Raw genomic sequence first — 25,470 nt, forward strand, 5'->3', positions numbered from 1 at the left:
CGGCCCGGCCCGCCGGCCCGGCGCTGCTCGTGCCCGTGCTGCTGGTCGCCCTGGTGGCGTCGATCGGGGCGGCGGTCACCATCGGGCCCGCCGACATCTCGATACGGACGGTGTGGACCGTGGTGGCCGACCGGCTGGGGCTGCTCGACTCCGACCTGCCGGTGCTGCGCGAGCACATCGTCTGGCGGCTACGGCTGCCCCGGGTGCTCGGCGCGGCTCTGGTCGGGGCGGGGCTGGCGGCGGTCGGCGCGGTGATGCAGACCGTCACCCGTAACCCGCTGGCCGACCCGTACCTGCTCGGCGTCTCCTCCGGGGCGTCGCTGGGCGCGGTCGCGGTCCTGGTCGTCGGTCTCGGCAACGGCGTCGCCGCGCTGACCGGGGGTGCCCTCGCCGGTGCGCTCGCCGCGTTCGTCGTCGTGATCGCCGTGGCCGGTCGGCGGGGTGCCCTCGAACCCACCCGGGTGGTGCTCGCCGGGGTGGCCGTCGCGCAGCTCTGCGCCGCGGCGACCTCCTTCGTCATCATCTGGGTCGCCGACCCGCACGCCACCCAGAGCATCACCTTCTGGCTCTCCGGTTCACTGGCCCGGGTCGACTGGACCGCGCTGGCCTGGGCCTCGCCGGTGCTGGCCGCCGTGCTCGCCCTGGTGGCGGCACACGCCCGCCGGCTCAACGCGTTCGCCTTCGGCGAGGACGCCGCCGCGGCCCTCGGCGTCCCGGTCGGCCGGGTCCGCTGGCTGCTGCTGGTCGCCACCGCGCTGCTCACCGCCGTGCTCGTGGCGATCAGCGGCGCGATCGGCTTCGTCGGGTTGATCCTGCCGCACGCCGTCCGCTTCCTCACCGGGGCGGACCACCGGCGGCTGCTGCCCGCCGTCGTCCCGGCCGGCGCGATCTTCGTGGTCTGGGTGGACACCGCCGCGCGGACCCTGTTCGAGCCCCGGGAACTGCCGGTCGGCGTGCTGACCGCGCTGCTCGGCGTGCCCGCCTTCGTGGTGCTGCTGCACCGGCGGAGGGCACGGGACTGATGCTCGACGTCACCGGCGTGTCCTGGTCCGTGGCGGCCCGGCGGATCCTCGACGACGTGACCTGCGCGGTGCCGACGGGCAGTCTCGTCGGGCTGCTCGGGCCGAACGGCTGCGGCAAGACGACCCTGCTGCGGATCGTCGCCCGGCTCACCCGCGCCGACCAGGGCCGGGTCACCGTCGACGGCGACGACCTCGCCAGCCTCTCCCGCTCCACGTTGGCCCGTCGGGCGGCGCTGCTCGCCCAGCACGCCGACACCGACCTCGACCTCACCGTCGCCGAGGTGGTGCTGCTGGGCCGCATCCCGCACCGCCGTTCCTGGTGGTCGGACACCGCCGCCGACCGGGAGGTCGCGACCGAGGCGCTCGCCCGGGTCGACCTGGACGGCTACGCGGACCGTCGCTGGCACACGCTCTCCGGCGGTGAACGGCAGCGGGCGCAACTGGCCCGCGCGCTGGCACAGCGACCGCGACTGCTGCTGCTCGACGAGCCCACCAACCACCTGGACATCGGCCACCAGCTGCACCTGCTGCACCTGGTCCGCCGCGCCGGCATCACCACCCTCGCCGCACTGCACGACCTCAACCTCGCCGCCATGTTCTGCGACACCGTGGTGGTGCTGGCCGGCGGTCGGGTCGTCGCCACCGGCGCACCCACCGACGTCCTCACCCCGCGGCTGCTCAGCGACGTCTACGGCGTCCACGCCGACGTCGCGGCGCACCCGGTCACCGGGCGGCCCACCATCACCTACCACCCGCCCGCGTCATGACCGAAGTGCGTAGCGCGCAAGCGGTCACCCACGTCGGCGGGCAGGACACCGTGCGCCGGCTCGCCGACGACGTGGCCCGGGCGCTGGACGTCCCGGTGTCGGCGTGCTTCCTCGACGGCGCCGCGCCGTCGCTGCACGCCGCGCTCGACGACGCCGTCGCCGCCGGTGCCGACGAGGTCCTGCTCGTCCCGACGCACCTGCCACCCGACCGGTACCTGGACACCTGGATCCGCCGGGCCCACGCGCACTGGGCGGCCGGTTTACGCGCGACCGCCCCGGGTCTCGGTCACCGGACCCCTGGCCGACCAACCCGCACTGGTCACCGCGATCACGCAGGCGGTCACCGGCCCGTGCCACCCGCTCGTCGGCAGTCCCGGCCCGTTCCGCAGCCCCGCCTGGTCGCGCCTCACCCCGCACCGCCACCACGTCCTGGTCTGCCGGGGGCCACGCTGCACCGCCTACGGGGCGAACCAGGTCGCCGACCGCCTCACCCGGGAGCTCGTGCGGCACGGTCTGGGCGACGACGACGCGCTCGTCACCCCTACCGGCTGCCTCTTCCCCTGCGACCTCGGTCCGCTCGTCGTGGTCCACCCCGACGACATCTGGTACGAGCAGGTGGACCCGGAACTCGCCGGGCGGATCGTCGACGAACACCTGCGGCGGGGACAGCCCGTCGACGGCCAGCGACCAAGGAGCCGACCATGACCGACCCGTCCGGCTGTCTGGTCACCGTGTGCCGGGACTGCTGCTGCGGCAGCGCCCGCAAGCACCCCTCGGTCGACCACGACGCACAGCTGCGCCGCCTGCGCGCCGGCCTCCCGGCACCGCACCGGATGCGGATCAGCACCTGCCTCGACCTGTGTGCGCAGTCGAACGTGATCGTCGTGCACCCGGCTCCCCGGGCGCGCCGGGCCGGCGCGCGGCCGGTCTGGTTCGGGCTGGTCGTCGACGACGCGGTGGTCGACGACATCACCGGCTGGGTCCGGGCCGGTGGGCCGGGGGTGGCACCGCTCTCCGCCGCCCTCGAACTGTCGGTGGTCGCGCCCGGGTTGCCCGAGCCGGGCGGTCGTCGCCGCTGAGTCGGCGGGGGCGGACGGCGTGACGGCACCACCGCGGGTGGGCACGCGCCCCCGGCGAGGATCCGCCACCCGCCAGCGGGAACGTGGTGGACGTCCGTGGCCACGGCACTAGGCTTGCCTCCCGTGCCCACCGACCTGCCACGTGCGGCGGACCTGCGGGCGGACTGCGCGCGGTGCTTTGGCCTCTGCTGCTACGTACCCGCGTTCGCCGCGTCCGCCGACTTCGCCCTCGACAAGCCCGCCGGTACCCCCTGCCCGAACCTGGCCGACGACTTCCGCTGCGGCATCCACGACCGGCTGCGGGAGCGGGGCTTCCCCGGCTGCACGGTCTTCGACTGCTTCGGCGCGGGACAGCAGCTCGCCCAGGTCACCTTCGGCGGGCGGGACTGGCGTACCCATCCCGAGCTGGCCGCCCCGGTGCGGGCCGCCTTCCCGGTCCTGCGTGCCCTGCACGAGCTGCTCTGGTACGTCACCGAGGCGGTCGCCCTGCGTCCCGGCGAGCCGCTCGACGGTGAGCTGCGGCAGGTGGGGGAGCGGCTGGCCGCCCACACCCGGCTCGGCCCGGACGCGCTGAGCGTGGTCGAGGTGGACGCCCTGCGCGGCGCGGTCAATCCGGTGCTGTCCCAGGTCAGCACACGGGTGCGCGCCCGGGGTGGCGGACCGGGCCGGGACCACCGGGGCGCGGACCTGGTCGGGGCGGACCTGCGCCGGGTCGACCTGCGGGCGGCCAACCTCCGGGGGGCGTACCTCATCAGCGCGGACCTGCGGGGCGTGGACCTGCACCTGGCCGATCTGACCGGTGCCGACCTGCGCGGCGCCGACCTGCGCGGTGCCGACCTGGCCGGCAGCATCTTCCTTACCCGTGCCCAGCTCGACGCCGCCCGGGGGGACACCCGGACGGCGGTTCCGGCGTCGCTCGGCCGTCCGGCGCACTGGTCGCCGACCCCGGTCACCATCGGCCGGCGACCCCACGACGGACGGCGCGGCGACCCGTCGCGCCGGCGGGGCCGGCGCGGCTGACGACGCGTGGGTCCGGTGCTCCGGGGCCCGGCCCGTGACCACCGGCGGCGGATCAGTGCCGAACGGATCGACGCCTGCGACAGGTGCACCGCCGCCTCCCCGGGCCGGCGACCGGTCAGGTGGCGTACACCTCGAGCCGGGAAAGCTGCCCGGCGGGCCACCCGGTGTTGCCGGTGACCTGGATCCGGACGTACCGCGTCGTGGTCGTGGCGACGGTGACGCTCACCTGGTTACCGGTGGCCGGGTCGAAGACCCGCCCGGCCGGTGCGACGATCGTGCGCCAGGCGGTGCCGTCGGTGCTGGCCTGGACGGAGAGGGTCTGCGTCCGCGTCGACCAGGCGCAACCTCTACATCGCGGACATGCTGACCTACTCCGGCATCACCATCAGCTCGCTGGACTTCGGCTACCCGTTCATCGGGTTCGGGGCCAGCCCGCCGACGAGGTTCGAGAACATCTCGCTGATCCGGGCCGGCGGCCACTTCTGGGGCGCGCAGGAGCGATGACGCCTTCGACGCGAAGTCGGGCTTCGGCATCTGGGGGAGCCACGCTTCCCGGGGCGGCGTCGTGCTCCGGTCAGGCCGGCCGGAGCCGGCCGCGGGCGACCAGTTCCATGGTGACGACCACGGCGACCGCCTCCACCGCCAGCAGGCCGATCAGGACGAACAGCTGCGTGACGCCGGCGGTGAGCGGGTCCGCGCCGCCGAGCAGCACACCGACGAACGCCCCCGGCAGGGTCACCAGCCCCACCGTGCGGGTCTGGTCCAGCGCCGGGACCAGCGCCTGCCCGGCGGCCGGGCGGCAGACCAGCAGCACCGTATCCCGGGGGAGCAGACCCAGCGCGAGTCCGGCCTCCACCTCGCCCCGGCGGCTCGTCAGCTCGTCCAGGGCGCGACGACCGGCCAGGGATGTGGCGGTCATCGCCCCGCCGATCAGGATGCCGGCCACCGGGACGACCGCGATGCCGCGCGGCGGGAGCAGACCGGCGGCGAGCAGCGCCACCACCACCGGCAGGCTCCCGGCCCCGATGGGTACGGCGGCCCACCAGCCCCGCCCGGCGCCGGTGATCCGCCGGCCGGAGGTCACCGCCGCCACCACCCACATGAGCAGGACGAAGCCGGCGGTGGCCGCGACGGACCCGACGATGACGACGATGAGCAGGGACACGGCCGTGAGCTGGAGCGCGGCACGGACCGCGGCCACCACGATCTGCCGGCCGTGCCCCAGCCGGCCGAGCGTGACCACGACCGCCGCGAGAGCGGTCAGCACCACCAGCGCGACCGCCAGCCTCGGCCCGGTCACCAGCATCGTCGACGTCATGTGGTCATGCCTACTCGACACCGGCCCCGACGTGGATACCCAGGTGGATTAAGTTAGGTTACCCTCACCTAACTATCGCGACCGGGAGGGCGAGTGGAACACGTACGGGACCGGTCGGCGTCGGGCCGCCTGGGCACGCTCACGGCGCTCTACGTCACCCAGTACCTGGGTATCGGTTTCATCACCGTCGGCCTGACCGCGATCCTCCGCGACGGCGGCACGTCCTTGGAGACCCTGGCGCTGCTGAACGTCGTCGGTCTGATCTGGCCGGTCAAGTTCCTCTGGGCCCCGATCCTCGACCGGTACGGCTCCCGCCGCCACGGCCACTACCGGTCCTGGCTGCTGGTGCTCCAGGGCGGCCTGGTGCTGGCCCTGCTGGCCCTGCTGCCGTTCACCCGCCCCGCCGAGCGGCTCGGTCCGGTCGTCGCGATCTGCGCGGCGTACGTGCTGCTCTCCGCCACCCAGGACGTCGCCGCCGACGCGGTCGCCGTCCGGCTGCTCTCCGCGCGCACCCGGGGCACCGGCAACGGGATCCAGGTCGCGGCGAGCTACCTCGGCAACCTCCTCGGCGGCGGGGCCTGCGTGATCGTCTACGACCGGTTCGGCTGGGTCCCGGCGATCCTCCTGCTGGCCGTGCTGACCGCCGTCGGCCTGCTGGTGGTGTGGCGGTTCCGGGAGCCGCCCCGCACCGACCGGGTGACCCGCACCGGCCAGGCGTACCGGGCGCTGCTGTCGACGTTCGGTCAACCCGGCTGCCGGTGGTGGACCTTCGTCGTGGTGCCGCTGGTCTACGTGGGTGCCGGGGCGGCGTACGCGCTGGCCACGCCGGCGCTGGTCGACGCCGGCTGGACCCTGGAGCGGGTCGGCGTGGTGACCGGGGTGGTGATCAGCGTGCCGGCGATCCTGGCCGGCCTGCTGGCCGGATCCGGCATCGGCCGGTTCGGCCGCAGCGGCGTGCTCGTCGTCGGGGGAGCGGCGCTGACCGTCTCCGCCCTCCTGCTGCTGCCGCTGCTGAACGGTCACGCACCCCTGGTCGGCACGGTCGTCGCGCTGGGCTGCTTCATGGCCGCGTACACCGTCCTCAACGTGGTGCTCTACACGGTGAACATGGACTACTCCCGGCCGGAGACCGGCGGCACCGACTTCACCGTGCTGTCGTCGTTCGGGTTGATCTGCTCGTTCGTCGCCGCCTCGATCGGCCTGGCCGCGGCAGACCGGGCCGGCTACCCGGCCGTCGCGGTCGCCTCCGTGGCGCTGGTCGCGGCCGGGGTCGTCGCCGGGGTCCGGCACCAGCGGCGGTTCCACGGCCGGATCCGGCCCGGTACGGTCCCCGACGACGCCCCGACGGTGGCGGTCCCGGGCCAGGGGAGGACCGTCGTGGCGTGAGCCACTCCGGCCCCGGCCGTGGTAGCCGGGTAGGCTGGCCCCACTGGAGGGCGCCGTGGTGGGCAAGACGGTGAGGGCCGGAACGGCCGCCGAACGAATGCGAACCCTGCTGGCCGGGACGGAATCGCTGACCCTGCGGACCCCCGACCACCGCGCCGAGCTCGCCGGCCGGCACACCGTCGACCCCGCCGGCCGGCTCCGCTTGACGTTACCCGCCGACAGTCGGGTCGCCCGGCACCTCCTCGCCGCCGGCGAGGTGGCCGCGCAGGTCGAGGTCACCGGCCTGGCCCCGGTGCCGATGCGCGACCGGGTGCGGTCCCGCGCGACGCTGTCCGGCTGGCTGACCGCGGCGGATCCCGGCGGTGCCGACGTGAGCGCCCGCCTCGACCTGGTCACCGCCGAGCTGGTCGACGCCGACGGCGACGCGCCGGTCGACCCGGAGGATCTCGCCGCCGCGCGGCCCGATCCGCTCGCCGCCGCCGAGGCGGACCTGCTGCGGCACCTCGGTGACGACGGCCAGCAGACCGTGCGGACCCTGGCCCAGCTGGTTCCCGGGCCCCTGCGGCGGGAGGCGCGACGCATCCACCCGCTCCGGCTGGACCGGTGCGGGCTCGTTCTCCGGCTGGAGTCCGCGACCGGCCACCGCGACGTCCGGTTGCCCTTCACCAGGTCACTGCGCGGCCCGGACCAGGTGCCGGCGGAGATCGCCCGACTGCTGGCCCGCTGCGCACCCTGACCACGCCGGCCGGTCAGCCCCGCCCCGCCCCGTCCCGGCGGCCGGCGGGGTCGCAGAGCCGCCGGGACGCCGACCCGTCGGACGCCCACCGAGCTGACCGGAGCCGTCTCCCTGTCGGTGGCACCCGGTAGCTTCCGCCGGGTGTCGGTGACCGAACTTCTCGCCCAGTTGGCCCACGCGGATCCGTCGTGCCGGCGCGCGGCGGTGGAGGGGCTGGTCGAGGCGATCGCCGCCGGCCCGGGTCGGTGCTCCCGCGTGAGTGGGCCCGCACGTCATCGTGGTCGCCCCGCACGACTAGGGTCGGCAGGGCGACCATGGTGTGGAGGCAGACGTGACCCAGGCAGAGGACGACCCCCGGGAGCCGGTGGCCGTCACCCCGACGGCGGATCCGGCACCGGTCCGGCCACCGGAGCGCGGTCCCCGGGTGCGGGCCGCGATCCGCCGCGTGGCGATCGTCGCGGCGCAGCTGCTCGTCATCGCCGCCGCGATCGTCGGGCTCGGCTACCTGCTGGGCCGGCTCTGGGTCGTGCTCTTCCCGGTGGTGCTCGGCCTGCTCCTCACCACGGTGCTCTGGCCGGCCGTGCGGTTCCTCCGCGCGCACCGCTGGCCGGCGGCGCTGGCCGCCGCGACGGTCCTGCTGGCCTTCCTCGCCCTGCTGGTGACCATCGGTGTCCTCGTCGTGCCGCCGGTGGTCGGTCAGGTCGGTGAACTCACCGAGCAGGCGACAGCCGGACTCGAACAGGTCCGCCAGTGGCTCACCGGCCCCCCGCTCAACCTCGGTGAGGACCAGATCGGCGAGACGATCGACAACGTCTTCGCCGCCCTCCAGTCCAACGCGCAGAACATCGCCGGTTACGTGCTGACCTGGGCCACCTCGGTCGGGTCCGGGATCGTCAACGCCGTGCTCGCCCTCGTCCTGTGCTTTTTCTTCCTCAAGGACGGCCCCCGCTGGGTGCCGTGGCTGGCGGCGCAGACCGGCCCGCGTGCCGGGGTCCACGTCGCGCAGCTGTCCGAGCGGAGCTGGCGGACGCTGTCGGAGTTCATCCGGCAGCAGGCGCTGGTCGGCTTCATCGACGCCTTCTTCATCGGCGTCGGCCTGTGGTTCCTCGGGGTGCCCCTCGTGCTGCCACTGGCGGTGCTGACCTTCTTCGCCGCCTTCATCCCCATCATCGGGGCGTTCGTCGCCGGGGCGTTCGCGGTCCTGATCGCGCTGGTCGACCGGGGCCCCACCACAGCGTTGATCGTTCTCGGCATCGTCCTGCTGGTGCAGCAGGTGGAGGGCAACGTCCTGCAACCGCTCCTCCAGGGACGCGGGCTGAGCCTGCACCCGGCGGTGGTCATCCTCGCCGTCGCCGCCGGCAGCAGCCTCGCCGGGATCACCGGCGCCTTCCTGGCGGTGCCGGTCGCCGCGATCGTGGCGGTGGCCTACCGGTACGCCCGTGACCACCTGGACCACCACCGCCCGGACGCGCCGGCCGCCACCGTGCCGGACGAGTGACGGGGCGCCCGCCGGGACGCGCGATCGCTGTCGGCGGGCGGCCGCGCCGGGGCGTCAGTGGTGGTCCGGGTCGACTCCGCGCCCCCCGGCGGGGCGGTCGGTGCCGACTGCCCGCAGGTGCCGCAACGCCTGGGCCCACGAGCGCCACAGGGTCGTCTCGTGGTAGGGGACCTGGTGCTCGGCGCAGAAGCGCCGGACGAGCGGACGGACGTGCCGCAGGTTGGGGCGGGGCATGCTGGGGAACAGGTGGTGCTCGATCTGGTAGTTCAGACCGCCGAGCAGGGTGTCGACGCCCCAGCCGCCGCGTACGTTGCGGGACGTGAGGACCTGCCGCCGCAGGTAGTCGAGGCGGTCGTCGGCGGTGAGGATCGGCATGCCCTTGTGGTTCGGCGCGAAGGAGCTGCCCAAATAGAGCCCGAACAGACCCTGGTTGACGAGGACGAACGCGACGGCCTGGGCGGGGCTCAGCACGGTCACCACGGCGCCGAGGTATCCGCCGAGGTGGACGGCGAGTAGCGCGATCTCGGTGGGACGTCGCGCGACACGTCCCCGTCCGAGGAGGGCCTTGACGCTGTTGACGTGCAGGTGGAGGCCCTCCAACAACAGCAGCGGAAAGAACAGCAGGGCCTGGTGCCGGACGACCAGTGCGCCGAGCCCCCGCTGGTCCCTCGTCTGGCTCCGGGTGAAGGCGAGCGGTGGCACGACGATGTCCGGGTCCCGGCCCTCGGTGTTCGGGTGGGCGTGGTGGCGGTTGTGCTTCCGCACCCACCAGCCGTAGCTGAGGCCGATCAGGAGGTTGCCGTGGATCAGGCCAGCCAGGTCGTTGGCGCGGTGGGTGCGGAAGATCTGTCGGTGACCCGCGTCGTGGCCGACGAAGCCCGCCTGGGCGAAGATCACCGCGAGGGCCGCCGCGACGCCCATCTGCCACCAGGACTCGCCGAGCCAGCCGAACAACGTCCACGCCCCGGCATAGGACGCGGCGAGGAGGCCGATGACCGCCGCGTAGTAGCCGCGCCGCCGGTCGAGCAGACCGGCCCGGCGGACCAGGCGGGACAGGTCGGCATACTCGCTGCCGCCGTGACGTCCGGTATCCAGGGTCGCGTCACTCATGATCACCGCTCCATCAGTGGCACCCGGTCCGGCCGGGCCTTACCTGTCCGTCCGGGCGCGGTCGACGTTCGTCGTCATCGCCCGCGTATCCGGAAACGGCCTACCGCGCGGACCCGGCCTCCGCGCGGGCGCTGTCGAGAGCTGTCGTCCCGGTCGTGACAGTGCCCGTCTCAGCCGGTGGTCGCCACCCAGGACGCCGTTTCGCTGCCCCGGCCCACCGCGGCGCCGGCCAGCGCCGACCCCTCCGTGCCCCGACCGGGGACCAGCCGGTCCCCGACGGCGGAGGGATGTCCCGCGGAGGCGTCGGCCGTGCGGCGGCGCGCCGCCCGCACCACGGCCACCATGGTCACCACCGCCGCCAGCGACATCGTCGCCGCCTGCAACAGCGGCCCTCTCCTGCTACGTCGACGCCTGATCACCGTTCGCCCCTCTCACCGTCGCGGTCGTCCTGCCTCCATGGTGGGGGGTGCGACCGGGCGGCGCGGGTCGTTCGGAGCATTCGACCCGTCCGGGGGAAGCGGGGCCCGCACGCGGGTGGCTGCCCGGACCGAGGCCCGGAGCACGATGCTCCGGGCCTCGCTGCGGGTGTGGCTAGCAGCGCGGCACGTTCGGGATGTAACCGCTGTATCCGGTGTTCAGGTAGGCGGCCGAGACGTAGCGGTTGGTGCCGATCCGGTGCCAGATGCCGGTGGTGCCGTAGGGGCCGGTGACCGAGGTGCCGGTGGCCTGGCAGTAGACGCTGACGGTGGTGCCGCCGGTGAGGGTGCCGACGACGGCGTAGCCGGTGCCGGGGCCGGAGCGCACGTTGAGGACGGGGGTGGCGCTGTGCACGGTCCCCGAGCCGATTCCGGTGACGCCGTTGACCAGCTGCATGTAGTAGGTCCAGTTCCAGTACGGGCCGGGGTCGGTGTGGGTGGCTCCGGGGACCTCGCTGTGCGCGATGATGTTGCTGCGGGTCTTGGGGATACCGTACTTGTTGGCGAGGTTCCGGGTGAGCGCCGCGGACGCCCGGTACATGGCGTCGGTGTACCACGCCGGGTTGTCGACCCAGGCCTCGTGTTCGATGCCGATCGACTGGGTGTTGTACGTCCAGTTGCCGGCGTGCCAGGCGATGTCCTTCTCCCGGACGGACTGCGTGACCGCGCCGTCGGAGGAGCGGAACGTGTAGTGCGCGCTGACCTTGGACGCCGGATTCTGGAACCAGCTGATGGCACCGGCGTACGAGCCCTGGGTCACGTGGATGACGACGTGGGTGATGGGCTGGCCGGTGGGCCGGGTGGCCACGGTGTAGTTGCTCGTGCTGGCCGGTACCCAGGCCGCCAGCCCGTAGTCGGTGCTCAGGACGGAGGGGTCCGACCCGGCGTCCGCCGACGGTGCGGGCACGGCCGCGTGCGCGGCCGGGGCGGCGCCGAGGACGGCGCTCTGCAGGACGACCAGTGCCAGGGACATGCTCGCCCATCGCCGGAGTCGCATCGGTTCTCCCATCGAAGTGAATCAATGAATCTCGATGGGGTGACGATAGGGCCAGTGATCGAAGCTTGTCTACAAGTTGTTCGTCTGGCGTGAAGGAATCTCCCGGCGCTGGTTCCGGTGGCGTCCTGCGGCGGCAGTTCGGTGGCGGGGGTGAGGCCAGCAGTTGGACGAGCCGAAACCGCCGATCCGGCAGTCGGCGCGGCAGTTGGACGTGCGTCCGGAGGCGTTGCGGAGCTGGATCCGCCAGGACGAGGCCGAGCGGGCCGACGAGGACGGCACAGCACTGGGCTTCGCCCGCTGGTACCGGCGCTGGCTGGACTCCTGCCCCACCCCGGTCACCGGCTGAGGCGGCCAGACCGGTGCGGCGCGCCGACCTGCCACACGCGGTGGCCGCTCGGCTCCCGCGCCGGTCACCCCACCGCCGGTCGGCTCCGCGCCGGTCACCCCACCTCGGGGCGGCCGAAGGTGCGCAGCAGCCGGTCGAGCTGGTGCGGCGCGGCCGGGCGGACCAGCGGCAGGGTGACCCCGGCCTGCCGGTAGGCGGCGATCCGGGCCCGCACGTCGTCGGCGGTGCCGGTGGCGGTCAACGAGGTGACGTACCGCTCGGGCAGAATCTCCTGGAGCGCGGCCTTGCCGCCCCGGGCGAAGGCGTCGGCGAACCGGGGCAGGTCGTCCGGGTCGATGGTCGGTTCGCCCACCGACATCTTGGCCTTCGGCGTGGACGCGTAGGTGAACTTGGTCGCGACCTCCCAGCGGATCGCGGCGACGGCGGTCTCCCGGTCGTCCTCGATGGAGGTGTTGACCAACTGCGCCACGGTCAGCTCGGCCGGGTCCCGGTCGATCTTCTCGCAGCTGCGCCGGAGCAACTCGACCGCGTTGGCCGAGTACTCGGGGGACGTGCCGGCGTCGAGCAGCACGCCGTCACCCAGCTTCGCGGCGTTGACCAGTCCCCGCCGGCTGGCGGCGGCGATCCAGATCGGGATGTCCGGCCGGAGCGGAGGGAAGTTCAGGCGCACGTCGTCGAGCTGCACCACCTCGCCCCGGTAGGTGACCCGTTCCCCGGTGAGCAGCGCCCGGATCGACTCGACGTACTCCCGGAGGGTGGTGACCGGGTCCGTCAACGGTCGGCCGTTGCGGGCGGCGTGCTTGGCGGTGAACGCCCCGACGACCAGGACGAGCCGTCCGCCGCTCAGCTCGTCGAGGGTGGCCGCCGTCTGCGCCATCACCAGCGGGCTGCGCAGCCGGACCACCTGGGTGGTGCCGAGAGTGACCCGTTCGGTGGCCAGTCCGAACGCGGCGAGGGCGCTGACCGAGTCGCGGTTGGTGAACAACGTCTCGGAGAAGAAGGCGGTGTCGAAACCGGCCCGCTCGGCGGCGGCGGCCGAGCCGGCCATCTGCCGGACGGACACCGTCGGGTCGTAGCCGAGCGCCAGTCCGACGCGTTCCGGGGCGGGGGCGGGGGCGGGGGCGGTCGGGGTCACGGCAACTCCAGGGGGCTGGGGACGGGGCGGGGAGCGAGGTCAGCGGGAAAAATCGAGCACGATCTTGCCGAGCAGGCCACCGCGTTCGAGGTGTTCCAGGGCGGCGGTGACCCCGGCCGGCGGGTACGCGGCGGCGAGCACCGGGCGGATCCCGTCCGGTGCTGCCCACGGCCCGCGACGCCGCACGTCGGCGATGATGGCGGCCTTCTCGGCGGCCGGCAGGCTGCGGATCGATCCGCCGGTCAGCACGAGCCGACGCCGGATCACGGTGCGCAGGCTGAGGGCGACCTCGTCGCCGCTGAGCACGCCGACGCAGAGCCACCGGCCGCCGGTGCGCAGCCCGGTCAGGGTCAGACCGGCGACCGCCGCGCCGACCAGGTCGAGCACGATGTCGAACCCCTCCGGGGCCTGCTCCCGCAGGGTCCGCTCCGCGTCGGCCGCCGTGGACACCACCACCGGGTCGGCGCCGAGGAGCCGTACCCGTTCGGCCAGCGCGGCGGTGCGGACCGTACCGGCGACGCTCGCGCCGAGTGCCCGGGCCAGGCGGACGGCCATGGTGCCCACGCCGGAGTTGGCCGCGTGCACCAGCACCCGGTCGCCGGGGCGCAGACCGCCGAGCATCCGCAGGTTCCACCAGGCGGTGGCCAGGGCCTCCGGCAGCGCGGCGGCCTCGGTCATGCTCCACCCGTCGGGCACCGCCAGCACCTGGGCCCGCGGCGCGACGACGTGGGTGGCGTACCCGCCGCTGCCGAGCAGGGCGCAGACCCGGTCACCGATCCGCAGGTCGGTGACCCGGCTGCCCAGCGCGACGATCCGACCGGCGCACTCCAGCCCGGGTACCGCCGACTCGCCGGCCGGCGGCCGGTAGTCGGCGTCGCGTTGCAGCAGGTCGGCGCGGTTGAGCCCGGCCGCGTGCACCTCGATCAGCACCTGCTCGGGGCCGGGCGTCGGGGTGGCGGCGTCGGCCCAGACCGGCACGGGCGGTCCGGCGGACGCCGGGTCCGGGTCCTGGAAGAGGACGTGTCGCATCAGCGGCTCCCGGTGTCCGGGCCAGCACCGGCGATCTCGCCCGGCGACGGCCGGAACGGGGCGGGGGTGACCGCCCGGCCGTCCCGGACCAGTTCGGTGCCGTCCCGGAACACCCGACGTACCCGCAGCTCCGGGTCGAGCACGACGACGTCGGCCGGTACGCCGGGCCGCAGCGTGCCGGCACCGGCCAGGTGGAGCGCGGTGGCGGGGTTCCGGGTCACCAGGGCCAGGGCGTCGGACAGGTCGAGGGTGCCGGTCGTGACCAGCGCGCGGACGGTGGGCAGCAGCTCCACCCGGTAGGCGAACTCCTCCCGGGTGCCGTCCGGCAGCGTGCGGGGCACCGAGGCGTTCCCGTCGCTGCTGAGGGTGAGCCGGTCGGCCGGCACCCCCCGGTCGAGGAGTTCCGCGACCGCGCCGACCGGGGCCACCGCACCGGCGATGCGATCCGGGTTGATCAACGGGTTGACGTCGACCCAGGAACCGGCGGCACCGATCCGGGCGGCCACGTCCAGGGTCCGGGGAGCGTAGTTGGCGTGGGTGACCTGGAGTCGGCGCGGGTCCGCGCCGGAGGCGTCCAGAGCCCGGGGGAGCAGGTCCGGGTCGCCGGCCGCGGTGCCGAGGTGCACGTGCAGCAGGGCGGCCCGGCCGGTGGCCCCGGCCGCCCACTCCAGCTCCCGCAGTAGCCGGGTGAGCTCGGCGAGGTCCGGGCAGGTGGCCTTGTGTTCGTACAGGGCCACCTTGACGCCGACCAGGTGCGGCAGCAGGTAGAGGTCCCGCAGCAGGGACCCGGTCAGGGTGGGCGGCGGCCAGTGGAACCCCCCGGCCATCACCCAGGCGCGTGGACCGGCGACCGGCAGGGCGTACGCCCGGGCGAGCAGCGCCTCCGGACCCTTGCTGACCGGGTCGACGCCGGGCATCCCGACGCAGGTGGTGGTGCCGGCCTCGACGATCACGTCGGCCGGCAGCTCCGGGATCCGGGAGTGGTATCCCGCGCCGCCGCCCCCACCGACGATGTGCAGGTGCCCGTCGACCAGTCCGGGCACCACCAGCAGGCCGGTGCAGTCGTGGACCACCGCGTCCGGCGACCCGGTCGGCGGGCCGCCGGACGGGGAGTCACCCGCCGCCGTCACGGCGAGGAGGTCACGTCCACCGACGACCACGTCGGCGGTGCCGGCCGGCTGCGGGGTGAACACGGTGCCGCCGCGCAGGACGGTGACGGTCATGGTCAGGCCACCGGCTGGCCGTTGACGGTCACCGCCGGACGCAGGATGTCCGACAGGCCCCACTTCTCGCCGATCTTGGCGTAGGTGCCGTCCTCGATCAGCGCCTTGAGCGCCGCCGCCACCGCGTCGCGCAACTGCGTCTGCTTCTTGCTGACGCCGATGCCAACCGGGATCTCCGCGATGGGCTTGCCGATCAACGCGTACTTGCCGGGTTCCTGCTCCTTCGTGACGTACCGGATCGACTCCGCGCCCCGGATGCTCACGTCGGCGCGGCCCTGCTGCAACTGCAACAGCGCGTCGGCGGTGCCGTTCGTGGTCAGTTCCTGGATTGGTGGCTTGCCGGCGGCGGCACAGACCCGGGTGTTGAAGTCGGTGAGCGCCTTCCGGTACCCGGTGTCGCCACTGTCCACCGCCACCTTGTGCCCGCAGACGTCGGCCTCGGTCGGGAACTGGCCGGCCTTGTCGGCGCGGGTGAACAGCTGTGGTCCGGTGGTGTAGTAGTCGACGAAGTCGACCGTCTGCCGGCGGGACTCCAGGTCCTGCATGGCGGACTGCACCAGGTCGATCCGACCGGTGGCCAGGGACGGGATGTACTGCTCGTACTCCTGGGTGACGAACGTGACGGTGACGCCGAGCTTCTCGCCGATGGCCCGGGCCAGGTCGACGTCGAAACCCTGCCGCTTCTCGCGGTCCTCGGTGCCCTCCGGCAGGTAGGACATCGGGGGATAGACCGGGCTGTTGCCGACGTTGAGTCGACCGGCGCTGCGGACCGACTCGGGGAGCATCGCGTTGAGCGGGTTGTCCGACGACGTGCTGGCCGCCGGCTCGTCCGTGCCGCCGCAACCGGCGAGGAGCGCCGCCGCGACCGCCACGCTCACCCATGTGGCTGACTTCTTCACACCTGTCTCCTCCGGGTTCGCGGGTGATGGCGCACCCCACACCCCGCCTGACCGTCGCCGGTGATCGGCTGACGTTGCCCCAGTGTTCAAGCGACCGCGCGGCTGTCGGAAGGCGACCTATTGTCACGTTGCCGCAGGTCGGACTGTACTTCATGTCGAAGACAGGCTGTCCAATCATGATCGACGACAGGGGGTGGGTCCGATGACGGTGACCGTCGCGCAGGTTCTCGCACTGCCGGAACTACGGCTGCGGATGGTGGCCGGCGGCACCGGTATGGGCAACGAGGTGCGCTGGGTGCACGTCAGCGAGACGGTGGACCCGACCCCGTGGCTGCGCGGTGGGGAACTCCTGCTCACCACCGGTATGCGGATCACCGACCCGGAGGAGTTCCGGCCGTACCTGCACCGGCTCGCCGACGCCGGGCTGGCCGGGCTCGGCTTCGGGGTCGGCCTCGACCACCCCGACGTCCCCGAACCGCTGCGGGCCGCCGCTGAGGAACGCGGCCTGCCCGTGCTGGAGATCCCGGTCGACGCGCCCTACGTGGCGATCTCCGAGGGCGTGTCCAACCTGCTCGCCGCCGAGCGCTACGACACCATCGCCCGCGCCTTCGACGCCCAGCAGACGCTGACCGCCGCCGCGTTGGAGTCCGGACGGGGCGGCATCGTCACCGCGATCTCCCGGGCGGTCGACGGGTGGGCCGTGCTCACCGACACCGCGGCGACCGTCGTCCGGGCTTGGCCGCCGGAGGCCGGCGAGCGGCTGCCCGCCCTGCTCCCGGACCTCATGCGCACCCGGGAGCGGGGCATCCGGGCGAGCAGCGCGGTGGTCACCCCGCGCGAGTCCATCGCGATCCACACCCTCGGCGCCCGGGGCCGGATGCGCGGCTTCCTGGTCGCCGGCGTGCCGGGTCGGGCCAGCGACTACAGCCGGATGGTGCTGGCCGGCGGGGTGGCACTGCTGTCGCTGGAGATGGAACGGTCGCAGGCGGCCAGCCGGCAACTGCGCCGGTTGCGCGCCGACACCCTGCTCCAGCTGCTCCGTGGCGCGATCGCGCCGGCGGTGGCCCACCAGCACGTCACCGGCTGGGACCTCGACCCCACCGCCCTCCGGGTGGCCACGTACCTCTGCGACGCGAGCCGGGGCGACCCGCTGGGCGACCGGGTGAACGAGCTGATGAGCGAGGCCAACCTGCCCGGTGCGGCGGTGGTCCAGACCACCGGCCGGCAGGCCCGGGTCACCGTGCTCACCGACGGCTCGGACCGCACCGCCCGCGCCCTCGCCCGACTGGCCTCGGTCCGTCCCACCGTCGCGCTCGGCCTGGGCGACGTGGTGCCCGTCGAACGCGTCACGCACTCACACCGTGCGGCCAGCCACGCCGCCGAGGTCGGCCTGGCCGAACGGCGGGCGGTGACCCGCTTCGACGACCTGGAAGCCCTCCAGATGCTGTTCCACGCCCAGTCCCCCCAGGCGCTCGCGGGCTTCGTCCGCCGGGTGCTCGGCCCGCTCCAGCAACACGACGGCGGCCGGGACGGCACCCTGCTGGGCACCCTGCGCGCGTTCCTCGCGCACAACGGGCACTGGAACGAGACCGCCGCCGAACTCGGCATCCACCGGCACACCCTGCGGGCCCGGATCGAGCGCATCGAACGGATCACCGCCCGCGACCTCGCCTCCGCCTACGAACGCATGGAGCTGTGGCTCGCCCTGCTCGCCGACGGCGCCGCCGACCCGGACGACACCCGCCCGCCGCCGGACCGGACGTAGCGCCGACCCGGCAACCCCGAAGGACAGAGAGTCCTGGTCAGGGCGGTCCCAGTGGACCTCCTGTCAGGTACCGCGCCCCGTCGTCGCCGGTGAGACTCGGCGAAAGCACCGACGGGAGGCACCATGACCAGCACGGACCGGGGTGGAACCGCCACCTCGCCGGCACCGGGACCGGGACAACTCGCCGGCCTGCCCCGGGTGCCGCTACGGCACCACGGCCGCTGGATCTCGGCAGCGCTGGTGATCGTCCTGCTCGCGCTGCTCGCCCGGGCCTTCGCCCAGGGCAGCATCGAGTGGTCGGTGGTCGGCCGGTACCTGACCGCCGGGGCGATCCTGCATGGACTGGGCAACACCGTCGTGATCACGCTCTGCTCGATGGCGCTGGCCATCGTCCTCGGCGTCGTGGTCGCGGTGATGCGGATGTCGGCCAACCCGGTGACCCGGACGGTCGCCCTCGGCTACATCTGGCTGTTCCGGGGCGTGCCGGTGCTGCTGCAACTGCTGATCTGGTACAACCTGGCGCTGGTCTTCCCGACCATCGGTTTCGGCAGCTTCCAGGCCCGCACCATCGACGTGATGACGCCCTTCGTGGCGGCCCTGCTCGGGCTGGGCATCAACATGAGCGCCTACACCGCCGAACTCGTCCGCGCCGGCATCCTGGCGGTCGACCGGGGTCAGATCGAGGCCGCCCAGGCGCTCAGTCTCACCCCGGGGCAGATCCGCCGCCGGGTGGTCCTGCCCCAGGCGATGCGGGTGATCGTCCCGCCGCTGGGCAACGAGTTCATCAGCACGCTGAAGATGTCCTCGCTCGCCGCGGTGATCACGTTCGGCGAGATCCTGGAGAGCGCCGAGTTCATCTACTACGCCAACAACCGGGTCATCGAACTGCTCATCGTCGCGGCGATCTGGTACCTGGTGGTCGTCTCGGTGCTCAGCGTGATCCAACACTTCGTCGAACGACGGTTCGGCCGGGGCTTCCAGCACACCACCCGCCGGGCCGCCCGCGCCCTCGCGCGCCGAGAGAAGGAGAACGAGGCGTGACCGGCACACCCGTCGTCCAGGCCATCGGAATCCACAAGTCGTTCGGACCGGTCCACGTGCTGCGTGGGGTGTCCCTGACCGTGCACGCCGGTGAGGTGCTCTGCGTGATGGGGCCGTCCGGGTCTGGCAAGAGCACCTTCCTGCGCTGCGTCAACCAACTCGAGCGCATCGACGACGGCGAGCTGTGGGTCCGCGACGAACTGGTCGGCCACCGGGTGCGCCAGGGCCGGCTGTACGAGTTGAACGAGCGGGAGATCGCCCGGCAGCGGCGCGGGATCGGCATGGTCTTCCAGCGGTTCAACCTCTTCCCGCACATGACCGCGCTCGGCAACGTGGTCGAGGGGCCGCTGCGCGCCCTGCGGCACAACCGCGCCGACGCCACCGCCGCCGCCCGCCGGCTGCTCGACCGGGTGGGTCTCAGCGACAAGTACGACGCCTACCCGGCGCAGCTCAGCGGCGGTCAGCAGCAGCGGGTCGCGATCGCCCGGGCGCTGGCCATGCAGCCGTACCTCATGCTCTTCGACGAGCCCACCTCCGCCCTGGACCCGGAACTGGTCGGCGAGGTGCTCGACGTGATGAAGACCCTCGCCGCCGACGGCATGACCATGGTCGTCGTCACCCACGAGATCGGCTTCGCCCGCGAGGTCGGCGACACGCTCGTCTTCATGGACGACGGCGTCGTCGTGGAGAGCGGCTCCCCGGCCGATGTGCTCGGCGCCCCCCAGCACCCCCGGACCCGGGAGTTCCTCTCCCGTGTCCTCGGCTGAACCCACCCACCACCGTCGTTCGCACAGCGAGAGGTCAGGAATGCCACGTCGTCACCAGCCGCGGACGTTCGACCTGTGGGGGGTCCCCTTCGACGGGGGCTCCACCCTGGGTTGGCCGGGTTCGCGCTACGCGCCCGCCCGGGTCCGCGAGGCACTGGGCTGGATCACCCAGCGCATCGAGAACGGTGCCATCTACTCACTGGACAGCGACTCGGTGCACGAGGTCGGCGACGACCTGCTGCGCGACCGGGGCGACGTGGACGTCGTGGGCCACGACATCCACGCCACCCTCGACGCCTGCTCCGCCGCCGTGGCGGACTCACTGCGGGAGGGCCGCTCGCCGATCGTCATCGGCGGCGACGACTCGGTCCTCTTCCCCTGCGCCCGGGGGGTGCACGACGCCCTGCCCGGACGGGTCGGGGTCATCCACTTCGACGCCCACCTCGACCTGATGGACCACAACCGGCACCAGGGCCGGGTCAGCCAGTCCAGCGGCATGCGCCGCAGCCTGGAACTCGACCGGATCAACGCCGACGACTGTATCCAGGTCGCCGTCCGGCACTTCAACTTCCCGTCCTCGGCGACCTTCAAGCGCACGTCCGGACTGCCCCACATCACCGCCCGGGAGTTCCAGGCGCTCGGCCCGGTCTCCGCCGTCGAGCAGATCCTCGACCGGGTCTCCGGCGCCGACCACATCTTCCTCTCCTTCGACATCGACGCGATCGACCCGGCGTTCGCCCCCGGAGCCGGCGCACACGAACCGGGCGGTCTCACCTCCGGCGAGGCGCTGGAGGCCGTCCGGCTGCTCGCCCCGCACTGCGACGCGTTCGCCGTCACCGAGGTCAACCCGCTCACCGATCACCCCACGTCGACCACCGCCACGCTCACCGCGTACCTGTTGTTTCACTTCGCCGTCTTCGGCGCCGGAGGAGCCCGTCGATGACCACCGACCACGACAACCAGGGATTCCGGGCCACCGGCGTCCGGTTGACCGAGGAACAGCTGCCGCACCTGCGCAGCCACCGTACGGAACTGCTCGGCGACTCCCTGCCGGCGATCCACGCCTTCGACAAGGCCCACGCGGTGATGCTCACCGAGCAGGGCCTGCTCGACCCGGCCACCGGCCGGGCCATCGTCGCCGCCCTGCGGGACATGGACGTCCGGGGGGTCGCCGAGACCCGGATCGCCGCCGGTGGCGGCATGCACTCCGGCGAGCAGTACCTCACCGCCACCCTCGGTCCGGACACCGGCGGCCGGATCCACCTCGGCCGCAGCTCCGGCGACCTGATCGAGGTGGCCCGCCGGATGACGATCCGCTGGCACCTGCACGCGCTCCTGCCGGCCCTGACCGACCTGCGGGGCGTCCTGCTCGACCTGGCCGACGCGCACACCGACACGGTGATGCCCGGCTACACCCACGGCCAGCACGCCCAACCGACCACGTTCGCGCACTGGGCGACCATGTTCGAGCAGGCCTTCGCCCGGGACACCGAACGGCTGTTCGGGCTGCACGGCCGGCTCAACCTCTCGCCGGCCGGGGCGGCCATCCTCACCGGCAGCGACCTGCCGGTCGACCGGCACCGGGTCGCCGACCTGCTGGGCTTCGACGCCCCGCTGCCGCACACCATGGACGCGATCCTCAGTCACGACCTGGAGATGGAGACGGCGGCGCTGCTCGCCACCACCGGTGCCACCCTGGCCCGGCTCGCCGACGACCTCTACCTGTGGTCGACGTCCGAGTTCGGGTACGTGGAGCTGCCCGACCGGTACTGCGGCACGAGCAGCATCATGCCGCAGAAGAAGAACCCCGACGCCCTGGAGGACGTCAAGTCGGTCGCCACCCAGGCCCTGGCGGCCCTGGTCGGGGTGATCACCGCCGAACGCGGCCCGACCGGCTTCCCGATCCTCGAACGCCGCTACTCGCAGCAGGCGCTCTGGTCGATGTGCGGGTCGATCTCCGGCAAGCTCCGCGACTGCGCCGGGATCCTCGCCGACCTGCGCGTCGACCGGGACCGGCTGGCCGCCCAAGCGGGCGCGCACTGGGCCCAGGTGACCGACGTCGCCACCGCCCTCGTCCGGCACACCGGGCTCGACTGGCGGCACGCCCACCAGGTCGTCGGCGTCTTCGTCCGGCTCGGCATCGAGCGCGGGGTGACCGCCCCGGCGGCCACCTGCGCACTGCTCGACGACGCGGCCCGGCAGGTGCTCGGCCGCGACAGCGGCCTGACCCCGGAGCAGTTCGCCGAGGCGATGGACCCGCACGCCTTCGTCGTCCGGCGGACCCTCTACGGCGGCCCGGCGCCGGAGGCGGTCCGCCGGGAGGCGGCCCGCTTCGCCGAGCGGCTGGCCGCCGACCGGCAGCACGTCGACGATCTGCGGCAGCGGGTCGCCCGCGCCGAGGCGGCCCTGGAGGCGGCCGTCGACGACATCCTCGCCCGGGACGACCCCCGATGATCCGTACCGCCACCCGGCGCGAGTACCTCATGTGCCCGCCGGCCCACTTCGACGTCACCTACTCGATCAACCCCTGGATGGACCCGGGGGTGCCGGTCGACCGGACCCGCGCGACCGCCCAGTGGACGCGGCTGTGCGAGACGTACCGCCAGCTCGGCCACACCGTGCACCTGGTCGACCCGGTGCCCGGGCTGGTCGACATGGTCTTCGCCGCCAACTGCGGCCTGGTGCTCGACTCCCTGGTCTACGGCGCCCGGTACCGCAACGTCGAACGCGCGCCCGAGGCCCCCGCCTACCGAGCCTGGTTCACCGCCGCAGGGTTCCCCAGCGTCCGACCGCCCGAGCACGTCAACGAGGGGGAGGGCGACTTCGCGGTCACCCGGGACCTGGTGCTGGCCGCCAGCGGCTTCCGCACCGACCCGGCCGCGCACGGCGAGGCGCAGGAGTTCCTCGGCCGGCCGGTGGTGTCGCTGTGCCTGACCGACCCGCGCTTCTACCACCTGGACACCGCGCTGTTCGTCCTCGACGACGACACCGTGGCCTACTACCCGGCGGCGTTCTCCCCGGGCAGCCGACGGGCCCTGGCGCACCTGTTCCCCGACGCCCTGCTGGCCAGCGAGGCCGACGCGCTCGCCCTCGGGCTGAACTCCGTCAGCGACGGGGCGAACGTGGTGGTCGCGCAGGCCGCCACCGACCTGATCGCCCAACTCACCGCCCGAGGCTACCGGCCCGTCCCGGTCGACCTGTCCGAGCTGGCCAAGGCCGGCGGCGGGGCCAAGTGCTGCACCCTGGAGATCCGCCGATGAGCATCCGGACCGAGGCCGCCGACCGGACCCGCACCCGCGCCGCGATCAGCCGGGAGGAGGCCGTCCTCGCCCACAACTACCACCCGCTGCCGGTCGTCGTCGCCCGCGCCGAGGGCGCCTGGGTCACCGACGTCGACGGTCACCGCTACCTCGACCTGCTGGCCGGATACTCGGCGCTGAACTTCGGCCACGGTCACCCGAGGCTGCTCGCCGCCGCCCGGGAGCAGCTGGCCAAGGTGACCCTGACCAGCCGCGCCTTCCACAACGACCGGCTCGGCCCGTTCGCGGCCAAACTCGCCGCGCTGGCCGGGATGGACCTGGTCCTGCCGATGAACACCGGCGCGGAGGCGGTGGAGACCGGGGTCAAGGTCGCCCGCCGCTGGGCGTACGAGGTCAAGGGTGTCCCCGCCGACCAGGCGACCATCGTCGTGGCCGCCGGCAACTTCCACGGCCGGACCACCACGATCGTCAGTTTCTCCACCGACCCGCAGGCCCGCGCCGGGTTCGGCCCGTTCACCCCCGGGTTCACCGTGGTGCCGTACGACGACCTCCCGGCCCTGGAGGCCGCCGTCGACGAACACACCGCCGCCGTGCTCATCGAACCGGTGCAGGGCGAGGCCGGTGTGGTCGTTCCCGCCGACGGCTACCTCGCCGGGGTCCGCCGGATCTGCACCGAGCGGCGGGCGCTGTTCGTCGCCGACGAGATCCAGTCGGGGCTGGGGCGGACGGGCACCACGTTCGCCTGCGAGAGGGCCGGGGTCCGCCCGGACGTGTACCTGCTCGGCAAGGCGCTCGGCGGCGGCATCGTCCCGCTCTCCGCCGTGCTCGCCGACAGGGCCGTCCTCGGTCTGCTCCAGCCGGGTGAACACGGCAGCACCTTCGGTGGCAACCCCCTGGCGGCGGCGGTCGGCGAGGCCGTGGTGGACCTGCTCGGCACCGGCGAGTACCAGGCCCAGGCCCGCCGCCTCGGCGCCGTCCTGCGGGAGGGGCTCGACGCCATGATCGGCGACGGGGTCACCGCCGTGCGCAGCGCGGGCGCGTGGGCCGGCATCGACATCGACCCGGCCCTGGCCACCGGGCGGCACGTCTGCGCCGCGCTGGCCGGGCGGGGCGTGCTGGTCAAGGACACCCACGGTTCCACCATCCGGATGGCGCCCCCGCTGGTCGCCACCGACGACGACCTCCGGTGGGCGCTGGACCAGCTGCGGGACGTGCTAGCGAGCTGCCGCGCGACCCGCAGCTGGTGAGCGCCGGTGGCTGACGGCACGACGGCCGCCGTCCCGCCGACACTGGCGGGCGGCGGCCGGGCCGCGACCGGTGGTCGGTCAGGTGGACAGTGGTCAGTCGGTCTGCCGGGCGGCGCGTTCCCGGTCGGCAGCGGCGTCGGCCGCGCCGACGGGGACGCCGTCACCGTCCCGGTTCGCCCCGGTCAGGTCGGCGTCGCCGCCGGCCCGGGCGGCGTCGGCTGCGGCGTCGTCCGCGCCGACGATCTCACCGGACGTCTCGGGACCGGTGCCGTCGTCCTCGGTGAACCGGCCGGTGGCCGCCAGTGGCAGTGCCGCGTACCTCGGGTCGCTCATCTCGTCCTCCTCGGCGTCGGTCGTGCCTGGTGCTAGCCAGGGCGGACCGACCCGAACCGGAACGCGTCATTCACCGACGGCGACGTACCGGTAGCTTGCGCCGTCGTAGTCGTCGTCCTCCTGCGGGTCCGACACGTCCACCCGCACCCCGGGCAGGGCGGCGACCAGTGCGTCGGCCACCTCCTCGGGGAGGTAGTGGTGTTCGAGGTCGAGTTCGGCCAGGTGGGTCAGGGACTGCCCGGCCAGCAGTGCGGCCGCGCCCCGCTCACCGAGCGTGCCCAGCGACAGGTCCAGGCGTTCCAGCCGGGCCACCACCGTCGCGGTCGACAACGCCTCGGCCAGGTCGTCGGCGATCTCGGCGTTGCGCAGTGCCAGCCGGCGTAGCTTGGGGAAACGGTCGCCGGCCAGCAGCGGGGCCAGGTCGGCGACCTCCGTGTCGCCGCCGTAGTCCGGGGTGCCGAGCCACAGCTCCAGGTCGGTCAGGGCGGGCAGCTCCGAGTCGAGCACCGCGCGGGTGAAGGCCTGGGACAGTCCGCCGGTCTCCACCGCCAGCTCGCGCAACCGCTCGTGCCGGACCGGCGAGAAGGTGAACTCCGTGCCGCCGCGGACCCGCAGCGTCTCCAGCTCCGGGTACGCCGTGAGCAGTGGACTGACGTCACCCACCCGCATCCAGGAGACCTCGCACTCCTCGGAGGTCATGTCGCCGAGGAAGAGCGCCCGCACTGCCGGCAGGCGGGGTGCCGCCGCGCAGAGCTGCGCGATCGGGGCATGGTTGAACGCCGCGTACCCCCAGGCACCGACCACCAGCGACTCGACCGACGGTCCGGCCTGCGCGACGAACCGCTCGAACGCCTCCCGGAACGGCTCGGAGAGGGTGTACCCGGCGGACTCGTCGAAGTCCCAGTGGGCGATCCGCCAGGACACCGGGGCGTCCACGGCGGGCAGCGGCCCGTCCGGGGGTACGTCGACCACCGGCCGGCCGGCGAAGGACCGCGCGTGGCCACCGAATGCCATCC

General features: G+C 73.7%; 26 protein-coding genes and 3 pseudogenes. 18 read left to right on the forward strand and 11 right to left on the reverse strand.

From position 1 onward, the window contains the following. Nucleotides 1-29 precede the first annotated feature (29 nt). The 6 genes and pseudogenes from GA0074694_RS21720 (at nucleotide 30) to GA0074694_RS21745 (ending at nucleotide 3,888) form a co-directional block, all read left to right on the forward strand. Nucleotides 30-1,022: an iron chelate uptake ABC transporter family permease subunit gene (locus tag GA0074694_RS21720; RefSeq protein WP_245714840.1), complete on the forward strand. Its 993-nt coding sequence runs from the start codon at nucleotides 30-32 to the stop codon at nucleotides 1,020-1,022. Beyond that, a complete protein-coding gene (locus GA0074694_RS21725) occupies nucleotides 1,022-1,789 on the forward strand; it encodes an ABC transporter ATP-binding protein (protein ID WP_091461280.1) in 768 nt (255 codons plus the stop codon). The genes GA0074694_RS21720 and GA0074694_RS21725 overlap by 1 nt, the downstream gene beginning before the upstream one ends. Next, nucleotides 1,786-1,923: pseudogene (locus GA0074694_RS34300) on the forward strand (hypothetical protein); the annotation flags it as partial. The gene GA0074694_RS21725 and the pseudogene GA0074694_RS34300, both read left to right, overlap by 4 nt. A gap of 31 nt (nucleotides 1,924-1,954) precedes the next feature. Further along, complete coding sequence (locus tag GA0074694_RS21735; protein WP_091461284.1) at nucleotides 1,955-2,494, forward strand: (2Fe-2S) ferredoxin domain-containing protein; 540 nt, start codon at nucleotides 1,955-1,957, stop codon at nucleotides 2,492-2,494. Next, nucleotides 2,491-2,868, forward strand: a complete 378-nt coding sequence (locus GA0074694_RS21740) for a hypothetical protein (RefSeq protein ID WP_091461287.1) — start codon at nucleotides 2,491-2,493, stop codon at nucleotides 2,866-2,868. The genes GA0074694_RS21735 and GA0074694_RS21740 overlap by 4 nt, the downstream gene beginning before the upstream one ends. A 123-nt stretch (nucleotides 2,869-2,991) precedes the next feature. Then, a complete protein-coding gene (locus GA0074694_RS21745; RefSeq protein ID WP_245714841.1) occupies nucleotides 2,992-3,888 on the forward strand; it encodes a pentapeptide repeat-containing protein in 897 nt (298 codons plus the stop codon). 115 nt (nucleotides 3,889-4,003) lie between these two features. Here GA0074694_RS21745 and GA0074694_RS21750 read toward each other — a convergent pair. Then, nucleotides 4,004-4,177 (reverse strand): annotated as a pseudogene (locus GA0074694_RS21750) (hypothetical protein); the annotation flags it as partial. Between the two features lie 50 nt (nucleotides 4,178-4,227). On the opposite strand from GA0074694_RS21750, the pseudogene GA0074694_RS31900 reads away from it, so the two are divergent. Beyond that, nucleotides 4,228-4,383: pseudogene (locus tag GA0074694_RS31900) on the forward strand (hypothetical protein); the annotation flags it as partial. Between the two features lie 79 nt (nucleotides 4,384-4,462). Here GA0074694_RS31900 and GA0074694_RS21760 read toward each other — a convergent pair. After that, nucleotides 4,463-5,206 carry an ABC transporter permease gene (locus GA0074694_RS21760; RefSeq protein WP_245714842.1) on the reverse strand — a complete coding sequence of 248 codons (744 nt, stop codon included), beginning with the start codon at nucleotides 5,204-5,206 and terminating at the stop codon, nucleotides 4,463-4,465. Between the two features lie 93 nt (nucleotides 5,207-5,299). On the opposite strand from GA0074694_RS21760, the gene GA0074694_RS21765 reads away from it, so the two are divergent. The 3 genes from GA0074694_RS21765 to GA0074694_RS21775 all read left to right on the forward strand — a co-directional run bounded on the left by GA0074694_RS21765 (nucleotide 5,300) and on the right by GA0074694_RS21775 (nucleotide 8,826). Beyond that, entirely contained in the window at nucleotides 5,300-6,592 is a 1,293-nt protein-coding gene (locus tag GA0074694_RS21765) for an MFS transporter (protein ID WP_091461291.1), read from the forward strand. A gap of 97 nt (nucleotides 6,593-6,689) precedes the next feature. Next, a complete protein-coding gene (locus GA0074694_RS21770) occupies nucleotides 6,690-7,328 on the forward strand; it encodes a DUF2470 domain-containing protein (RefSeq protein WP_091463606.1) in 639 nt (212 codons plus the stop codon). A gap of 331 nt (nucleotides 7,329-7,659) precedes the next feature. Beyond that, on the forward strand, nucleotides 7,660-8,826 hold the full coding sequence (locus GA0074694_RS21775) for an AI-2E family transporter (RefSeq protein ID WP_245714843.1): 1,167 nt from the start codon (nucleotides 7,660-7,662) through the stop codon (nucleotides 8,824-8,826). A gap of 54 nt (nucleotides 8,827-8,880) precedes the next feature. On the opposite strand, the gene GA0074694_RS21780 is transcribed toward GA0074694_RS21775, so the two are convergent. The 3 genes from GA0074694_RS21780 to GA0074694_RS21790 form a co-directional block, all read right to left on the reverse strand. Next, on the reverse strand, nucleotides 8,881-9,936 hold the full coding sequence (locus GA0074694_RS21780) for a fatty acid desaturase family protein (RefSeq protein WP_091463613.1): 1,056 nt from the start codon (nucleotides 9,934-9,936) through the stop codon (nucleotides 8,881-8,883). Between the two features lie 170 nt (nucleotides 9,937-10,106). Further along, nucleotides 10,107-10,319, reverse strand: a complete 213-nt coding sequence (locus tag GA0074694_RS21785) for a hypothetical protein (RefSeq protein ID WP_141714237.1) — start codon at nucleotides 10,317-10,319, stop codon at nucleotides 10,107-10,109. A 208-nt stretch (nucleotides 10,320-10,527) separates the two neighbouring features. Continuing rightward, on the reverse strand, nucleotides 10,528-11,409 hold the full coding sequence (locus tag GA0074694_RS21790) for a peptidoglycan recognition protein family protein (protein ID WP_245714844.1): 882 nt from the start codon (nucleotides 11,407-11,409) through the stop codon (nucleotides 10,528-10,530). A gap of 163 nt (nucleotides 11,410-11,572) precedes the next feature. Here GA0074694_RS21790 and GA0074694_RS21795 point away from each other — a divergent pair, with 163 nt between their 5' ends. Further along, entirely contained in the window at nucleotides 11,573-11,755 is a 183-nt protein-coding gene (locus tag GA0074694_RS21795) for a transposase (protein WP_091461297.1), read from the forward strand. Nucleotides 11,756-11,849: 94 nt separating this feature from the next. Here GA0074694_RS21795 and GA0074694_RS21800 read toward each other — a convergent pair whose 3' ends face one another. The 4 genes from GA0074694_RS21800 to GA0074694_RS21815 are packed head-to-tail and all read right to left on the reverse strand — an operon-like array spanning nucleotide 11,850 to nucleotide 16,041. Next, nucleotides 11,850-12,890: an LLM class flavin-dependent oxidoreductase gene (locus tag GA0074694_RS21800; RefSeq protein WP_091461300.1), complete on the reverse strand. Its 1,041-nt coding sequence runs from the start codon at nucleotides 12,888-12,890 to the stop codon at nucleotides 11,850-11,852. A gap of 39 nt (nucleotides 12,891-12,929) precedes the next feature. Then, nucleotides 12,930-13,919 (reverse strand): alcohol dehydrogenase catalytic domain-containing protein, encoded by a 990-nt coding sequence (locus GA0074694_RS21805; RefSeq protein WP_091461303.1) that lies wholly within the window; start codon nucleotides 13,917-13,919, stop codon nucleotides 12,930-12,932. Next, nucleotides 13,919-15,142: an amidohydrolase family protein gene (locus tag GA0074694_RS21810; protein ID WP_091461305.1), complete on the reverse strand. Its 1,224-nt coding sequence runs from the start codon at nucleotides 15,140-15,142 to the stop codon at nucleotides 13,919-13,921. The genes GA0074694_RS21805 and GA0074694_RS21810 overlap by 1 nt, the downstream gene beginning before the upstream one ends. Before the next feature lie 2 nt (nucleotides 15,143-15,144). After that, nucleotides 15,145-16,041, reverse strand: a complete 897-nt coding sequence (locus GA0074694_RS21815) for an ABC transporter substrate-binding protein (protein ID WP_141714238.1) — start codon at nucleotides 16,039-16,041, stop codon at nucleotides 15,145-15,147. Between the two features lie 202 nt (nucleotides 16,042-16,243). On the opposite strand from GA0074694_RS21815, the gene GA0074694_RS21820 reads away from it, so the two are divergent. The 7 genes from GA0074694_RS21820 (at nucleotide 16,244) to rocD (ending at nucleotide 24,121) form a co-directional block, all read left to right on the forward strand. Next, nucleotides 16,244-17,806: a PucR family transcriptional regulator gene (locus tag GA0074694_RS21820; RefSeq protein WP_141714239.1), complete on the forward strand. Its 1,563-nt coding sequence runs from the start codon at nucleotides 16,244-16,246 to the stop codon at nucleotides 17,804-17,806. A gap of 123 nt (nucleotides 17,807-17,929) precedes the next feature. Continuing rightward, nucleotides 17,930-18,847: an amino acid ABC transporter permease gene (locus tag GA0074694_RS21825; RefSeq protein WP_091461311.1), complete on the forward strand. Its 918-nt coding sequence runs from the start codon at nucleotides 17,930-17,932 to the stop codon at nucleotides 18,845-18,847. Beyond that, entirely contained in the window at nucleotides 18,844-19,614 is a 771-nt protein-coding gene (locus GA0074694_RS21830) for an amino acid ABC transporter ATP-binding protein (RefSeq protein ID WP_091461314.1), read from the forward strand. The genes GA0074694_RS21825 and GA0074694_RS21830 overlap by 4 nt, the downstream gene beginning before the upstream one ends. A gap of 40 nt (nucleotides 19,615-19,654) precedes the next feature. Next, a complete protein-coding gene (locus tag GA0074694_RS21835) occupies nucleotides 19,655-20,557 on the forward strand; it encodes an arginase family protein (RefSeq protein WP_091461316.1) in 903 nt (300 codons plus the stop codon). Next, nucleotides 20,554-22,068 carry an argininosuccinate lyase gene (gene argH / locus GA0074694_RS21840; RefSeq protein WP_091461319.1) on the forward strand — a complete coding sequence of 505 codons (1,515 nt, stop codon included), beginning with the start codon at nucleotides 20,554-20,556 and terminating at the stop codon, nucleotides 22,066-22,068. Before GA0074694_RS21835 ends, argH begins: the two co-directional genes overlap by 4 nt. Next, entirely contained in the window at nucleotides 22,065-22,874 is an 810-nt protein-coding gene (gene ddaH / locus GA0074694_RS21845) for a dimethylargininase (protein WP_218105771.1), read from the forward strand. Before argH ends, ddaH begins: the two co-directional genes overlap by 4 nt. Beyond that, on the forward strand, nucleotides 22,871-24,121 hold the full coding sequence (rocD, locus tag GA0074694_RS21850) for an ornithine--oxo-acid transaminase (RefSeq protein WP_091461321.1): 1,251 nt from the start codon (nucleotides 22,871-22,873) through the stop codon (nucleotides 24,119-24,121). Before ddaH ends, rocD begins: the two co-directional genes overlap by 4 nt. 93 nt (nucleotides 24,122-24,214) lie before the next feature. Here rocD and GA0074694_RS31905 read toward each other — a convergent pair whose 3' ends face one another. Next, nucleotides 24,215-24,454, reverse strand: a complete 240-nt coding sequence (locus GA0074694_RS31905; RefSeq protein ID WP_091461323.1) for a hypothetical protein — start codon at nucleotides 24,452-24,454, stop codon at nucleotides 24,215-24,217. A gap of 66 nt (nucleotides 24,455-24,520) precedes the next feature. Continuing rightward, nucleotides 24,521-25,468, reverse strand: coding sequence for an STM4015 family protein (locus tag GA0074694_RS21860; protein ID WP_091463618.1), 948 nt, complete (start codon nucleotides 25,466-25,468; stop codon nucleotides 24,521-24,523). Nucleotides 25,469-25,470: the final 2 nt, after the last annotated feature.

The organism is Micromonospora inyonensis (assembly GCF_900091415.1).
GTDB classification, from domain to species: Bacteria; Actinomycetota; Actinomycetes; order Mycobacteriales; family Micromonosporaceae; genus Micromonospora; species Micromonospora inyonensis.

What these genes read in the sequence shown, in the direction of transcription:
- rocD (WP_091461321.1), top strand. Translation starts at nt 22,871, where the DNA reads ATGAGCATCCGGACCGAGGCCGCCGACCGGACCCGCACCCGCGCCGCG.
- GA0074694_RS21760 (WP_245714842.1), bottom strand. Translation starts at nt 5,206, where the DNA reads ATGACGTCGACGATGCTGGTGACCGGGCCGAGGCTGGCGGTCGCGCTG.
- GA0074694_RS21825 (WP_091461311.1), top strand. Translation starts at nt 17,930, where the DNA reads ATGACCAGCACGGACCGGGGTGGAACCGCCACCTCGCCGGCACCGGGA.
- argH (WP_091461319.1), top strand. Translation starts at nt 20,554, where the DNA reads ATGACCACCGACCACGACAACCAGGGATTCCGGGCCACCGGCGTCCGG.
- GA0074694_RS21860 (WP_091463618.1), bottom strand. Translation starts at nt 25,468, where the DNA reads ATGGCATTCGGTGGCCACGCGCGGTCCTTCGCCGGCCGGCCGGTGGTC.
- GA0074694_RS21835 (WP_091461316.1), top strand. Translation starts at nt 19,655, where the DNA reads ATGCCACGTCGTCACCAGCCGCGGACGTTCGACCTGTGGGGGGTCCCC.
- GA0074694_RS21790 (WP_245714844.1), bottom strand. Translation starts at nt 11,409, where the DNA reads ATGCGACTCCGGCGATGGGCGAGCATGTCCCTGGCACTGGTCGTCCTG.
- GA0074694_RS21740 (WP_091461287.1), top strand. Translation starts at nt 2,491, where the DNA reads ATGACCGACCCGTCCGGCTGTCTGGTCACCGTGTGCCGGGACTGCTGC.
- GA0074694_RS21820 (WP_141714239.1), top strand. Translation starts at nt 16,244, where the DNA reads ATGACGGTGACCGTCGCGCAGGTTCTCGCACTGCCGGAACTACGGCTG.
- ddaH (WP_218105771.1), top strand. Translation starts at nt 22,065, where the DNA reads ATGATCCGTACCGCCACCCGGCGCGAGTACCTCATGTGCCCGCCGGCC.
- GA0074694_RS31905 (WP_091461323.1), bottom strand. Translation starts at nt 24,454, where the DNA reads ATGAGCGACCCGAGGTACGCGGCACTGCCACTGGCGGCCACCGGCCGG.
- GA0074694_RS21805 (WP_091461303.1), bottom strand. Translation starts at nt 13,919, where the DNA reads ATGCGACACGTCCTCTTCCAGGACCCGGACCCGGCGTCCGCCGGACCG.
- GA0074694_RS21770 (WP_091463606.1), top strand. Translation starts at nt 6,690, where the DNA reads ATGCGAACCCTGCTGGCCGGGACGGAATCGCTGACCCTGCGGACCCCC.
- GA0074694_RS21725 (WP_091461280.1), top strand. Translation starts at nt 1,022, where the DNA reads ATGCTCGACGTCACCGGCGTGTCCTGGTCCGTGGCGGCCCGGCGGATC.
- GA0074694_RS21780 (WP_091463613.1), bottom strand. Translation starts at nt 9,936, where the DNA reads ATGAGTGACGCGACCCTGGATACCGGACGTCACGGCGGCAGCGAGTAT.
- GA0074694_RS21810 (WP_091461305.1), bottom strand. Translation starts at nt 15,142, where the DNA reads ATGACCGTCACCGTCCTGCGCGGCGGCACCGTGTTCACCCCGCAGCCG.